The organism is Bradyrhizobium erythrophlei (genome assembly GCF_900142985.1).
Classification (GTDB): Bacteria; Pseudomonadota; Alphaproteobacteria; order Rhizobiales; family Xanthobacteraceae; genus Bradyrhizobium; species Bradyrhizobium erythrophlei_B.
The window spans coordinates 1959091-1972323 of the sequence record NZ_LT670849.1; the positions used below are offsets into that span (position 1 = coordinate 1959091).

Genomic DNA, 13233 nt, shown 5'->3' on the forward strand with positions numbered 1-13233 from the left:
TTTACCGTCGAAATTCGGCCCCGATCGGCGCGGAATTAGTTATTGAGCCCCCCTAGCGAGCCGGTATAGGTTGGCGACCGCCGCCGGACACGCTTGAAAACCGAATGTCAGACGATGAGGACCTCCTTTTGCAAAGGCGGGTCTCAAAGGACCGGAATCGGATAGTGCATTTTCATCGCCCGTCACGTTTCACACTGTCGCCGCGTTCGATGTCGCTGCGTTCGATGGCGCTTGTTTCGACCGTCACGCTTGCCATGATCGGCGCGGCGAATGCCGAAGCGCTGCTGCTGGTCGAAGCCGAAACCGGCAAGGTGCTGCAAGCGGAGAACGCGACCTATCCGTGGTATCCGGCGTCGGTGACCAAGCTGATGACGGCCTATGTGACATTGAAGGCGGTCAAGGAAGGACGCATCACCCTCGACACGCTGTTCAGTGTGTCGCCGACCGCGGCCTCGCAGTCGCCGTCGAAAATGGGTTTTCGGCCTGGCACGCAGGTCACCGTCGACAATGCGCTGAAGATGATGCTGGTGAAGTCGGCCAACGACATGGCCGTGGTGCTCGCCGAAGGCGTCGGCGGCTCGATCGACGGCTTTTCCGCGTTGATGAATCAGAACGCGCAGCGGCTCGGCATGACGCAGACGAGCTACGTCAATCCGAACGGGCTGCCGGCCGACGGTCAGATCACCTCGGCGCGCGACCTTGCGATCCTGGCGCGGGCGATCATCAAGGACCTGCCGGAATACGAATACTTCGTCCACATTCCCTCGATCCGCTACGGCCGCAGGATCACCCAGAATTTCAACAAGCTGATCGGACGCTATCCCGGCGCCGACGGTTTCAAGACCGGCTTCATCTGCGCCGCCGGTTATAACCTCGTGGCGTCGGCAACCCGCAACGGCAAGCGGCTGATCGCAGTCGTGCTCGGCGCCTCGTCCGGCCAGGCGCGCGCGGTCAAGGCCATTCAACTGCTCGACCGCGGCTTCTCCAACGATCAGCTGTCGTGGCTAAAGCCCTCGCTCGGCACGGTGGATGCGCTGGCGCCGATCGATGCCTCGCCGCCGGACCTGCGCGACGAGATGTGCAACGGCAAACGTCACCGCCCGGCGAGCGACGAGGATCAAGACACCACCGCCGCCAACGGCGGCGCTGCCGGAACTTCGCCGGCGCTCGCCTTCTTCGCGACCGGCCAGGCGCCGGCCTTGAAGCCGTCAGAGTTGCTGGCGGCAGCCCCCGCGGCATCCGAACCGATCCCGGTCTATACCGGACCGACCCGAAGCGGCCCGGCCCTGATCGCAGCCGTTGCCGCCGACGTGGCCGCTGACGACGCGGCCGCCGCTGCGCGCCGTCACGGCAAGAAAACGCGCCATGCCGGGAAGCGCCCGCCCGAGGCCGGGGCCGATGACGCGACCGCCAAATCCGCCTCCAGCAAGCAGGCCAAGCACGCGAGCGCCAAGCCCGATGCAAAGACGGCCGACAAGCCGGCGGCGGGCGACAAAGCGGCAAAGCCGAAGGCGGCCGCAAAGCCCGGCAAGCCCAAAAACAGCGACGCCAAGAACAGCTAAGCCAAGAACAGCTAAGTCGAGGCTGGCGGCGAGCCCGGCTGATCCGCCCCGCACGGGGCGCGGCAACTTTTTCGTGACCCTTAACCGTGGGGCCCGGCGGCGGCTTGCCATTGGCGGCCGCAACGCTCAATATTGCCAAAAATAACATGCCACGCCGCAACGAGCGGGCAGAATCCGAGGGAAGAAACCGAGAGGGGAAGCGACATGGAGCGCATCTGGCTCAAGCAATATCCGGCCGGCGTACCCGCCGATATCGATGTGACTCAATATTCATCTCTGGTTGATCTGCTGGAAGAAAGCTTTGCGAAGTTTCGCGAGCGCAAGGCTTTCATCTGCATGGACAAGTCGATCACCTACCGTGACCTCGACGAGATGTCGCTGGCGCTCGGCGCCTATCTTCAAAGCAAGGGCCTGCAAAAGGGCGCGCGCGTCGCGCTGATGATGCCGAACGTGCTGCAATACCCGGTCGCGACGGCCGCCGTGCTGCGCGCCGGCTACGCCGTCGTCAACGTCAACCCGCTCTATACACCGCGCGAGCTCGAGCACCAGCTCAAGGATTCCGCCGCCGAAGCCATCGTCGTTCTGGAGAATTTTGCCACCACCGTGCAGCAGGTGCTGGGCAAGACCGCGGTCAAGCACGTCATCGTCGGCAGCATGGGCGACCTGCTCGGCCTCAAGGGCGTCTTGGTCAACCTCGTGGTGCGGCGCGTCAAGAAAATGGTGCCGGCCTTTTCCATACCCGGCGCGGTCTCCTTCAACGATGCGATCGCCGCAGGCCGGACCATGACGTTCCAGAAGCCGCGGCTGATGCCGGACGACGTCGCCTTCCTGCAATATACCGGCGGGACCACCGGCGTCTCCAAGGGAGCGACGCTGCTCCACCGCAACATCCTCGCCAATGTGCTGCAAAACGATGCCTGGTTGCAGCCGGTGTTGAAGAAGCCGCCGCAAGTCGATGAGCTCTTTGTGGTCTGCGCGCTGCCGCTCTACCACATCTTCGCGCTGACCGCCTGTTACCTGCTCGGGGTGCGCTCCGGCGGCGTCAACCTGTTGATCCCCAATCCGCGCGACATGGCGGGCTTCATCAAGGAGCTTGCAAAATATCAGGTCAATTTCTTTCCAGGGGTCAATACGCTTTACAACGGCCTGCTGCACACGCCCGGTTTCGACAAGCTCGATTTCTCCAAGCTGAAAGCCTGCAATGGCGGAGGCATGGCGACGCAAAAGCCGGTCGCCGAAAAGTGGCTGGCGGTGACGCACTGCCCGCTGTCGGAAGGCTACGGCCTGTCGGAAACCTCGCCGACGCTGACCTGCAATCCCGCCGATATCGACCGCTTCACCGGCTCGATCGGCATTCCCGTTCCCTCGACCTGGATCTCGATCCGCGACGATGACGGCAACGAAGTGCCGCTCGGCGAGGCCGGCGAAATCTGCGCCAAGGGCCCGCAGGTGATGGCCGGTTACTGGAACAGGCCGGACGAGACCGCCAAGGTGATGACGGCCGACGGCTATTTCCGCACCGGTGACATCGGCGTGATGAGCCCGGACGGCTACACCAAGATCGTCGACCGCAAGAAGGACATGATCCTCGTCTCCGGCTTCAACGTCTATCCGAACGAGATCGAGGAAGTGATCGCAAGCCATCCGGGCGTCCTGGAATGCGCCGTGATCGGCGTGCAGGACGCCAAGTCCGGCGAAGCGGTCAAGGCCTTCGTCGTCAAGAAGGACCCGAACCTGACGGCCGAAGACGTGATCAAGTTCTGCGGCACGCAACTCACCGCCTACAAGGTGCCGAAGCAGATCGAGTTCAGGACCGGCTTGCCGAAGACCAATGTCGGCAAAATCCTGCGCCGCGAGCTGCGCGAGGAGACCAAGGCTGCGGCCGCCTGAGCAAGGCAGCAAGGCGGTGTCGTGACGGGACCCCTCACGGACTCTCGCATCGGCGATGTCCTCGCCTTTTGGCGCGAGGCCGGTCCTGACCGCTGGTACACGCGCGATGCTGACTTCGACAAAAGCATACGCGAGCGCTTCCTCGGTCTCTGGCGTGAAGCGGTCGCGGGCCGGCGGTCGTCATGGGAAGACAGCGACGACGGCGCGCTGGCGCTCGTCATCGTGCTCGATCAATTCCCGCGCAACATGTTCCGTGGCGACGCCAGCGCGTTTTCAAGCGATGGACTGGCGCGCGAGGTCGCCACCCGCGCGCTCGTCCGCGGCGTCGACCAGCGCATCGCCCCGCCGCTACAGCAATTCCTCTATCTGCCGTTCATGCATTCGGAAGAACTGGCCGACCAGATCCGCTGCGTCATCCTCTTTCAAGCCAGCGATGATCCCGAAAACCTGCGATATGCCGAGGAACATGCCGACATCATCCGCCGCTTCGGCCGCTTCCCGCACCGGAACGGCGCGCTCGGGCGCACCACAACGCCGGACGAGCAGGCCTATCTCGACGCTAGCGGGTAGCGCTCGCGTATTGTGCCTTGCACAGGCCCGGTCTAAAACGTCCGCCTCATCCGAGGAGAAACGACAATGACGATCAAAGTTGGCGACAAGCTGCCCGAGGCCAAGTTTCGCGTGATGACGGCGGAAGGCCCTCAGGTTCGGACCACCGACGACGTGTTCAAGGGCAAGAAGGTCGCGCTGTTCGCGGTGCCCGGCGCCTATACCGGCACCTGCCACAAGATGCACCTGCCGAGCATTTTCCTGAACGCCTATGCCATCAAGGACAAGGGCGTCGACACCATCGCCATCGTCTCCGTCAATGACGCCTTCGTGATGAACGCCTGGAAGCGCGACACCGACCAGCGCGACGAAGCCGTCTTCCTCGCCGACGGCAATGCCGAATTCGCCAAGGCGATCGGCATGGAGCTGGATGCTTCCGGCAACGGCCTCGGCATTCGTTCCAAGCGCTACTCGATGGTGGTCGAGGATGGCGTCGTCAAGAAGCTCAACCTCGAAGCCGCTCCGGGTAAGGTCGAGGTCTCCGGCGGCGACACGCTGCTCGGACAGCTCTGAGTTTCTCGTCATTGCGAGCGAAGCGAAGCAATCCAGAAATACAAGACTGGATTGCTTCGTCGCTAACGCTCCCTTGCGCAAACGCTTCGCGTTTGTCGCAGGCAATGACGAAAAGAAGTACTACCCCTTCAGCCTTGCCATCGCGACGCCGTCGCGCGCGAGCTGGTCGGCGCGTTCGTTTTCGTCGTGGCCGGCATGGCCCTTGACCCAGTGCCAATTCACCTTGTGCGGCTTCAAGGCTTCGTCGAGCCGCTGCCATAGCTCGGCATTCTTCACCGGCTTCTTGTCGGCGGTGCGCCAGCCGTTTTTCTTCCAGCCGTGAATCCAGCCCGTGATGCCCTGACGTACATACTGGCTGTCGGTGTAGAGATCGACTGCGCAGGGCTTTTTCAACGCTTCCAGCGCCGAGATCGCCGCCATCAACTCCATGCGGTTGTTGGTGGTGTGGGCCTCGCCGCCCTTCATCTCTTTTTCGACGTCGCCGAATTTGAGAATGGCACCCCAGCCGCCCGGCCCGGGATTACCCGAGCATGCGCCGTCGGTGTAGATGATGACCTGGGGAAGCGCGCTCAAGTCAGACCCTCAAACGAGAACGCCGTAATCGCGGATCGACGATACGCTTTGATGGAAGCGCAGCTTGCGGACGTATTCGAGCGGATCTTTCGGCCGCACCAGCGCGCCCTTCGGCACGTTGAGAAAATCGACGAGCCGCGTCAACAGGAAGCGTAATGCCGAGCCGCGCGCGAGCAGCGGCAGCGCATCCTCTTCGGCTTTTGACATTGGCCGCTCGCGGCCATAGGCCGACAGCAGCGCGCGCGCCTTGGTGACGTTGAACGAGTAATCAGCCTCGAAGCACCAGGCGTTGAGGCAGATCCCAACATCATAGGCGAACATGTCGGTGCAGGCGAAGGTGAAGTCGATGATCCCGGACACGCGATCGCCGAGAAAGAACACGTTGTCCGGAAACAGGTCGGCGTGAATGACGCCTTGCGGCAGATGCTGCGGCCAGACGCCGCTTTCGAGATAATCAAGTTCGGCGCCAAGAAAATCGTGCAAACCGGATTGAACCTCGTTGGCGCGCGCCGCCGCCTGATCGAACAGCGGCCGCCATCCCGACACCGACAGCGCATTCGCCCGCGACATCGCAAAGTCGGCGCCCGCCAGATGCGTCTCGGCCAGCACCTTGCCGGCACCGGCGCAATGGGCGGCGTTCGGCTTGCGCGGCCAGACGCCTTCCAGAAAGGTGATGATCGCCGCCGGCCGACCGGCGAGCGTTCGCAGCGCCTCGCCGCTTTTGTCCTTCACCGGCTGCGGGCAATTGACCCCACGCGAGGCGAGATGCGTCATCAGGGAGAGAAAGAACGGCAGGTCGCCTTTGGCGACCCGCTTTTCATAGAGCGTCAGGATGAAAGAGCCCGACGTGGTGTGCAGCAGGAAATTGGAGTTCTCGACGCCCTCGGCGATGCCCTTGTAGGACAGCAGCTCGCCGATTTCGTAATCCTTCAGGAAGTCCGCAAGCTCATCGGCGGCGACGTCGGTGTAGACCGCCATTTGCGTCTATCCTGATCCCAAGCTTATTCCGCCGCGTCGGGCCGCAGCGAACGCGGCAACGGGAAGAACTCGTTTTCTTCCGCGGCCGACACCGTCTCCACGTGCAATTCGTAGCGCTCGGCGAAGGCGCCCATGATCTCCTCGACGATCACTTCCGGAGCCGAAGCACCGGCCGTGATGCCGAGGCTCTTGATGCCGTGAAACCGCGACCAGTCGAGATCGCTGGCGCGCTGCGCCAGAATTGCGATCGGGCACCCCTCGCGCTCGGCGACCTCGCGAAGGCGCTGCGAATTCGACGAGTTCGGCGCGCCGACCACGATCAGCGCATCGACCACCGGCGCGACCTTCTTCACCGCGAGCTGGCGGTTGGTGGTCGCATAGCAGATGTCTTCCTTGTGCGGCCCGGAAATGTTCGGAAACCGTCCCTTCAGCACGGCGACGATTTCCGCGGTGTCGTCGATCGACAGCGTGGTCTGCGTCACAAAAGCGAGGTTGTTGGGATTCTTCGGGGTGAAGGTCTCCGCATCTTCCGCGGTCTCGATCAGCGTCACCGCGCCCTGCGGCAACTGGCCGAGCGTGCCGACGACTTCCGGATGATGCGAATGGCCGATCAGCAGGATTTCGCGGCCGCGCTTGAAATGGATCGCGGCTTCCCGGTGCACCTTGGTGACCAGCGGACAGGTGGCGTCCAGCGAGAAGAAATTTCGCGTCTGCGCCTCGGCCGGAACCGACTTGGGAACCCCGTGGGCCGAGAATACCACCGGTGCGTTGGTATTGTCGGGGATCTCCGAAAGTTCCTCGACGAAAATGGCGCCCTTGGTTTTGAGGCTGTCCACCACATATCGGTTATGCACGATCTCGTGGCGCACGTAGACCGGGGCGCCATAGATCGTGAGCGCCCGCTCGACGGTATCGATGGCCCGGACCACGCCGGCACAAAAGCCGCGCGGAGAACAAAGCACGATTCTAAGGGGTGGTTTGACTGGCATGAGACGGCCTCGGACCGGGTCGGCCCTTAAGCCTTAACCATGGCCGGAGGGGTCGTGGAACGGTCGATTCAAAAGGGATATCCGGAGAAGGACTTGGGACGGCTTTCGGGCGCTGTCAAGGGCAGCCATTGCGCAAGCAGCCCGGGACGGCTTATAAGGGGCGCAATTCCCGTCATCGTTGATGACCACGGCTTCGCCTCCGAGAGGTGGGCGAAGCGCAAAGGAGATTTGTCATGAGCAATGCACCGCTGATGCCAAAGGCAACTGCCGTGTGGCTGGTCGATAATACCGCCCTGACCTTCGATCAGGTGGCGGATTTCACCAAAATGCACCCTCTGGAGGTGCGCGCCATCGCCGACGGCGACGCCGCCCAGGGCATCAAGGGCATGGACCCGATTTCGACCGGGCAGTTGACCCGCGACGAGATCGAAAAAGCCGAAAAGGACCCGAACTACCGGCTGAAGATCGCCGAGAGCAAGGTGACCCTGCCGCCCCAGGCCAAGAAGAAGGGCCCGCGCTACACCCCGGTCTCGCGCCGGCACGAGCGGCCGAGCGCGATCCTCTGGCTGGTGCGCAACCATCCCGAATTGAAGGACGCGCAGATCATGCGCCTGGTCGGCACCACCAAGACCACGATCGCAAGCGTCCGCGACCGCACCCACTGGAATGCCTCGACCTTGACGCCGATGGACCCGGTGACGCTCGGCCTGTGCTCGCAGATCGAACTCGATTTCGAGGTGCAGCGCGCGGCCAAGGAGAAACCGACCGATATCGGTCACGGCGGCCCGACGCTGCTGCCGGCCTCCGAGACCACTCGCAAGGAGCCGGAGCTGGAGACCACCGAAAAGGGCAGCGACGACCTCAATGTCGATGCGGTGTTCGCCAAGCTGAAAACCATCGGCGGCAAGAAGCCGGACCAGGAATAACGTTCCTACCAACATCAGCGTCGTCCCTGCGAAAGCAGGGACCCATACGCCGTGTCGGTTGTGCTGAGAGGCACTGTTCAACGGCTTTTCGCGCAACGACCGAAGCCAGTGGTTATGGGTCCCTGCTTTCGCAGGGACGACATCGATAGTCATTTCAGACACAGCTCCGCGATCTCGCCGCGCATCCGCGCGAGTCCTGAACTTTCCCGCCCTCAGAGATCAGAGGGCGCAGGGAATGCCGGACGCCCGAAGCGCCCGCAGCCTCGCGTGCAAAAATAAAAAGCACACGAGTAAGTACACCACGGTCACGCCGGTTCGCCCGGCATTCCCCGCGCAATGGTTTTAACGGGTTCCTTCGTGCTCTCCCCGGCGACCGGGCTTTATTGTCACCGTCGCCCCTGAGAAGCGTTAGCTTCTTAAGAACTTGACGCCAGCGTCGGGACGTCAGGACCACACGACTTCGCCGTCCGCCGATTGGCGCGTTCGTCAATGCGCCATCAACGTCCACCGCATCCCACCGCCTACGTCCGTGACGATCGCGAAACGCCCCTCCAGAGGAGGCGGGACGGAACCGCTATATTTCTGTTTCTACCAAGCCGTCAAGTAAAATTCGGAAAATCCGAAATAAGTCTGCCGTCCGAACCGACGCCTTCAGCCAGCAAAATCGGACAACCGGTACTTCCGAGATTACCTCGTAACCGGACGTATCCCGGACATGCTGAACCGACGCGAATGACCCCAACTCGGACATCGCGGCAACGCAATCACGGTCTGATTCAATCGCCTAGCATAGGCGACTTTTGAGCCCCCATGCCGAAGTGCCCATGCGCGCGCCGCGCGGTCGATTTCTGGGACGAGTGGACGGCGATCATTCGGCTGCGATCGGCTGCTGTACGAAGCGCTGGGCCTGCGTCGCAGGCGGAGTTCTTGTGAACCGATGAAGATAAAGATAAACGACCGGCGTCGTATAGAGCGTCAAGAATTGCGACACGAGCAGGCCGCCGACGATCGCATAACCGAGTGGCTGCCGTATTTCCGAACCGGTGCCGTGACCGAGTGCAAGGGGCACTGCGCCCAGTAACGCGGCAAATGTCGTCATCATGATGGGCCTGAAGCGCTTCAGCGCTGCCTTATAGATTGCGTCTTCTGGTGAGGCTGCTTCCACTTTTTCGGCTTGGATCGCGAAATCGATCATCATGATCGCATTCTTTTTGACAATGCCGATCAACAGAAGGATGCCAATGAGCGCGATAACACTGAGTTCATAGTTAAACGCCATCAAAATCAAGAGCGCGCCGACGCCGGCCGACGGGATGGTTGAAAGGATCGTAATCGGGTGGATCAGGCTCTCGTAGAGAGCACCAAGGATAATGTATACGGCAATCAGCGCGGCCAGGATCAGCAAAGGTTGTGTACGAAGCGAATCTTGGAAGGCCTGCGCATTTCCCTGGAAGGTGCCGAGCAAGGTCGCGGGAACGTCGAGATCCCGTTTCACTTTTTCAATCGCTTCAACGGCCTGTCCGAGCGCAGCGCCGGCCGCGAGATTGAAGGAGAGGGTGATCGCGGGGAACTGGCCTTGATGGTTGACCGAGAGCGATCGCACGGTTCGTTTCGGTTTGACTAGTACACTCAAAGGAATCTGCTTACCGCTCGTTGACGGCACATAAATCAAGTCAAGCGCATTAGGATCGAGCTGAAAACGTGGATCCACTTCAAGCACCACCCAATAGCTGTTCTGCTGCGTAAAGAATTGCGCGACCTTGCGCTGCCCGAACGCGTCATAAAGCGTGTCGTCGATTGTCTGAGTCGCAACGCCCAGGCGCGATGCGGTATCCCGGTTGATTTCAAGCTGGAGCGTTGGACCGGAGATCTGCTGATCGGTCGCCACGTCACGCAGCACCGGAACTTGCTGAAGCGCGCCTAACAGGACCGGCGCCCAGTGATCGAGCTCATCAAGGTCGCTGTCCTGCAAGGTGTACTGGTACTGCGTCCGGCTCGCCCGACCGCCGACATTGATGTCTTGGGAAGCCTGCATAAAGAGAGCGATTCCCTGTATTTGTGCCAGCTTCGGCCGCAAGCGGTCGATGATCTGGCTGGCGCTGGCGTCGCGAAGATCACGCGGTTTGAGATTAATGAACATGCGGCCATTGTTCATCGTTTGATTGATGCCGCCGACACCGACAGCCGAAATGACACCGTCTACGCCCGGATCTTCAAGTAGAATGCGGACCAGCTCCGACTGCCGCTCGGCCATGGCGGGATAGGAGATATCCTGCGCGGATTCCGACACGGCGACGATAAAGCCCGTGTCCTGCTGCGGAAAGAATCCTTTTGGAATCAAAATGTAGAGATAGCCGGTAAGGACGATGGTCGCGATCGTCGAGCCCAGCGTAACGGCGCGGTGGCGAAGAACCCAACGCAGGCCCGCTTCATATGTCGAAAGCATGGCGTCGAACACACGCTCACTGAGAATATAAAGACGGCCGTGTTGTTCGTGGTTTTCGTGGCGGAGCAGCTGGGCGCACATCATTGGCGTTAGCGTCAATGACACAACCGTCGACATCAAGATGGCTACGCTGACAGTCACAGCAAATTCGCGAAACAAGCGGCCGATGATGCCGCCCATAAGCAGAACGGGAATGAACACCGCGATCAGCGATAAGCTGATGGAGACGATGGTAAAGCCGATCTCACGTGAACCCTTGAAAGCTGCTTCGAGCGGCGAGTCTCCTTGCTCCAGATATCTAGCGACATTCTCGACCATTACGATAGCGTCATCCACGACAAAACCAGTCGCGATTGTGAGCGCCATCAGCGAAAGATTATCGAGACTGTAACCGAGCACGTACATCACGGCGAACGTACCGATCAGCGAAATTGGCACGGTGATAGCCGGAATCACCGTTGCCAAAAGGTTTCGCAAGAATAGAAAGATCACCATCACCACAAGAGCGATGGTAAGGATCAGCGTGAATTGGACGTCTTCGACCGAGGCGCGGATCGTCTGAGTGCGATCGGTTACAATACTAACATCGATAGCCGCCGGGATTGACGCCTTAAGCTGCGGAATGGCCGCCTTGATGTGGTCGACCGTGTCGATGACATTTGCGCCCGGCTGCCTTTGTACGATCAGAATGATCGCCTTCTTGCCATTATAGGTGCCGGATCCGCGGATATCTTCAGCGCCGTCGACGACGCTAGCAACGTCTCCGATCCGCACCGGGGAGCCGTTGCGCCACGCCACGATCACGGGTCGGTAGCTGGCGGCGTTGAACAGCTGGTCGTTGTTTTCCAGCGTATAGCCCTGGCGGTCGCCGTTAAGTGTACCCTTAGGGGCATTGAGAGTGGCGGCATTAATCGCAGAGCGCACGTCCTCCAAGCTCAGTCCTCTGCCGGTGAGTTCGATCGGGTTAGCTTCGACACGCACAGCCGGTTTCTGTGCACCGGCGATCAGAACGGTCGCCACGCCATCGACGAGCGACAATTGTTGCGCAAAGATGTTGTCGGCATAATCGTCGACAACGGTGAGCGGAAGGGTGTCGGACGTCAGCGCCATCACAATGATTGGCGGATCGGACGGATTGGTCTTGCGGTAAGTAGGTGGGCTCGGAAGGTTTTTGGGAAGTTGGCCCGCCGCGGCGTTAATCGCCGCTTGAACGTCTTGGCCGGCCGCGTCGATGTTGCGCGAAAGTTCGAACTGAATCGATATTACGGAAATGCCGATTCCGCTGACCGAAGTGAGTTGAGCGATCCCGGACATTTGAGCCAGTTGCCGCTCCAGCGGGCTGGCCACCGACGAAGCCATGGTCTCGGGACTTGTTCCCGGCAACTGCGCTGTGACCTGGATGGTTGGAAAGTCCACCTGAGGCAATGGTGCAACGGGTAGGAGAAGATAACCGACCAGTCCGACCAGCGTCAGGCCGGTCATGATGAGCGAGGTAGCAATAGGTCGTCTAATGAACGACTCGGAGATATTTGTCATTCACGTGCCTGTGGCGTTGACGCCGTTCGTCGACTCGTCGTCTGTCCTCCGGTCGTTGCGACCACTCGGCTTCCAGGGCGAAGCCGGTATTGCCCGTCCGTGACGACCGATTCTCCAGAGCTAATGCCGCCGGCAATAAGTGCTTGTCCATTGCGGCTCGCTGAAATCTGGATGGGCCGCACCTCGACAGTTGAATCCTGCCGAACGACGAAGACGTAACTTCCATTCGGGCCTGATTGCACCGCAGATTCTGGAATAACCGGTCCGCGCCGGGAGCCGACGACCAGGCGTGAGCTTATGAATTGACCCGGCCAAAGCGCTCCATCCCGATTTTCGAACGTCGCTTTCAGCCGCATCGTCCCAGTCGCCTGGTCAATTTGGTTGTCAATCAGCGAAAGCTGACCTTCCGAAAGCTTGGTTTGGTCATCTTGGTCGTAAGCCGAAACCGTCAGTGGTCCGCGCCGCGACGCTTCGAGAACTTCAGGCAGGTGCTGCTGCGGTAGTGTGAAGACGACGCTAATGGGTGTCATCTGGGCGATGACAACGATACCTACCGAATCGGTCGCGTGAACGATATTGCCTTGGTCAACAAGCCGTACGCCGGTGAGCCCCTTAAGGGGTGAAACGATCGTTGTGTAACCAAGTTGCACACGGGCGTTATCAATCACCGCCTCATCGTGAGCGATCGCAGCCTGGTACTGCGCAACTAAGGCCTTTTGTGTATCGACACTTTGGTGTGTCGCAAACTCCTTGACGACGAGCGAGCTGTATCGTTCTAGATCGAGCTTGGCGTTTGCAAGCAGGGCTTCATCACGTGCTCTATCGGCCTCCGCCTGCTGCAACAGCGCCTGGTACGGCCGCGGATCGATCACAGCCAGAAGGTCGCCGATCTCCACAGCCTGACCTTCCTGAAAGGCAATTTTCTGAATCTCACCGTCGACCCGGACCTTTACGGTGACGGTGTTGTAGGCTTGCACGGTGCCCATACCGGTGTGTGAAATGGGAAACGCATTCTCCTGCACAATGACGGTCGTCACCGGCACTGGTCGTATGGCCTGCGCATTGGCCGCCGCCACCGTTTTGCTGCTGACAGATATGATACCGCTATGCCAAGCGTATCCGGTGGCCGCGAGCATGATCGCGATGCCTGCACCCCAAAGCTTCCGCGTTCCCATCTTAGCGCCCCTATTTCTCGCTGCTAAACGGAGTTA

Annotated in this window: 10 protein-coding genes; 5 read left to right on the forward strand and 5 right to left on the reverse strand. The window is 60.7% G+C overall.

Going from position 1 to position 13233, the window contains the following annotated elements; genetic code table 11:
- Positions 1 to 164: 164 nt before the first annotated feature.
- From BUA38_RS09195 to BUA38_RS09210, 4 genes are all read left to right on the forward strand, one after another.
- Positions 165 to 1562, forward strand: a complete 1398-nt coding sequence (locus BUA38_RS09195; RefSeq protein ID WP_425304954.1) for a D-alanyl-D-alanine carboxypeptidase family protein — start codon at positions 165 to 167, stop codon at positions 1560 to 1562.
- Positions 1563 to 1766: 204 nt separating this feature from the next.
- Entirely contained in the window at positions 1767 to 3452 is a 1686-nt protein-coding gene (locus BUA38_RS09200; RefSeq protein WP_072817646.1) for a long-chain fatty acid--CoA ligase, read from the forward strand.
- A gap of 21 nt (positions 3453 to 3473) precedes the next feature.
- Positions 3474 to 4022, forward strand: a complete 549-nt coding sequence (locus tag BUA38_RS09205; RefSeq protein ID WP_072817647.1) for a DUF924 family protein — start codon at positions 3474 to 3476, stop codon at positions 4020 to 4022.
- 66 nt (positions 4023 to 4088) lie between these two features.
- A complete protein-coding gene (locus BUA38_RS09210; protein ID WP_072817648.1) occupies positions 4089 to 4574 on the forward strand; it encodes a peroxiredoxin in 486 nt (161 codons plus the stop codon).
- 120 nt (positions 4575 to 4694) lie between these two features.
- On the opposite strand, the gene rnhA is transcribed toward BUA38_RS09210, so the two are convergent.
- From rnhA to ispH, 3 genes are read right to left on the reverse strand one after another with little or no spacing between them, the layout of a single operon-like run.
- Positions 4695 to 5147, reverse strand: coding sequence for a ribonuclease HI (gene rnhA / locus BUA38_RS09215; protein ID WP_072817649.1), 453 nt, complete (start codon positions 5145 to 5147; stop codon positions 4695 to 4697).
- A 9-nt stretch (positions 5148 to 5156) separates the two neighbouring features.
- The gene (locus tag BUA38_RS09220; protein WP_072817650.1) at positions 5157 to 6125 is read right to left on the reverse strand and encodes a homoserine kinase; all 969 of its coding nucleotides are present in this window, start codon (positions 6123 to 6125) and stop codon (positions 5157 to 5159) included.
- A gap of 23 nt (positions 6126 to 6148) precedes the next feature.
- On the reverse strand, positions 6149 to 7114 hold the full coding sequence (gene ispH, locus BUA38_RS09225; RefSeq protein WP_072817651.1) for a 4-hydroxy-3-methylbut-2-enyl diphosphate reductase: 966 nt from the start codon (positions 7112 to 7114) through the stop codon (positions 6149 to 6151).
- A 233-nt stretch (positions 7115 to 7347) separates the two neighbouring features.
- Here ispH and BUA38_RS09230 point away from each other — a divergent pair, with 233 nt between their 5' ends.
- The gene (locus BUA38_RS09230) at positions 7348 to 8040 is read left to right on the forward strand and encodes a DUF1013 domain-containing protein (protein ID WP_072817652.1); all 693 of its coding nucleotides are present in this window, start codon (positions 7348 to 7350) and stop codon (positions 8038 to 8040) included.
- Between the two features lie 868 nt (positions 8041 to 8908).
- On the opposite strand, the gene BUA38_RS09235 is transcribed toward BUA38_RS09230, so the two are convergent.
- Positions 8909 to 12022 carry a multidrug efflux RND transporter permease subunit gene (locus BUA38_RS09235; protein WP_072817653.1) on the reverse strand — a complete coding sequence of 1038 codons (3114 nt, stop codon included), beginning with the start codon at positions 12020 to 12022 and terminating at the stop codon, positions 8909 to 8911.
- On the reverse strand, positions 12019 to 13197 hold the full coding sequence (locus BUA38_RS09240; protein ID WP_072817654.1) for an efflux RND transporter periplasmic adaptor subunit: 1179 nt from the start codon (positions 13195 to 13197) through the stop codon (positions 12019 to 12021). The genes BUA38_RS09235 and BUA38_RS09240 overlap by 4 nt, the downstream gene beginning before the upstream one ends.
- Positions 13198 to 13233 lie beyond the last annotated feature (36 nt).

What these genes read in the sequence shown, in the direction of transcription:
- BUA38_RS09240 (WP_072817654.1), bottom strand. Translation starts at nt 13,197, where the DNA reads ATGGGAACGCGGAAGCTTTGGGGTGCAGGCATCGCGATCATGCTCGCG.
- BUA38_RS09235 (WP_072817653.1), bottom strand. Translation starts at nt 12,022, where the DNA reads ATGACAAATATCTCCGAGTCGTTCATTAGACGACCTATTGCTACCTCG.
- BUA38_RS09230 (WP_072817652.1), top strand. Translation starts at nt 7,348, where the DNA reads ATGAGCAATGCACCGCTGATGCCAAAGGCAACTGCCGTGTGGCTGGTC.
- BUA38_RS09200 (WP_072817646.1), top strand. Translation starts at nt 1,767, where the DNA reads ATGGAGCGCATCTGGCTCAAGCAATATCCGGCCGGCGTACCCGCCGAT.
- BUA38_RS09220 (WP_072817650.1), bottom strand. Translation starts at nt 6,125, where the DNA reads ATGGCGGTCTACACCGACGTCGCCGCCGATGAGCTTGCGGACTTCCTG.
- ispH (WP_072817651.1), bottom strand. Translation starts at nt 7,114, where the DNA reads ATGCCAGTCAAACCACCCCTTAGAATCGTGCTTTGTTCTCCGCGCGGC.
- BUA38_RS09210 (WP_072817648.1), top strand. Translation starts at nt 4,089, where the DNA reads ATGACGATCAAAGTTGGCGACAAGCTGCCCGAGGCCAAGTTTCGCGTG.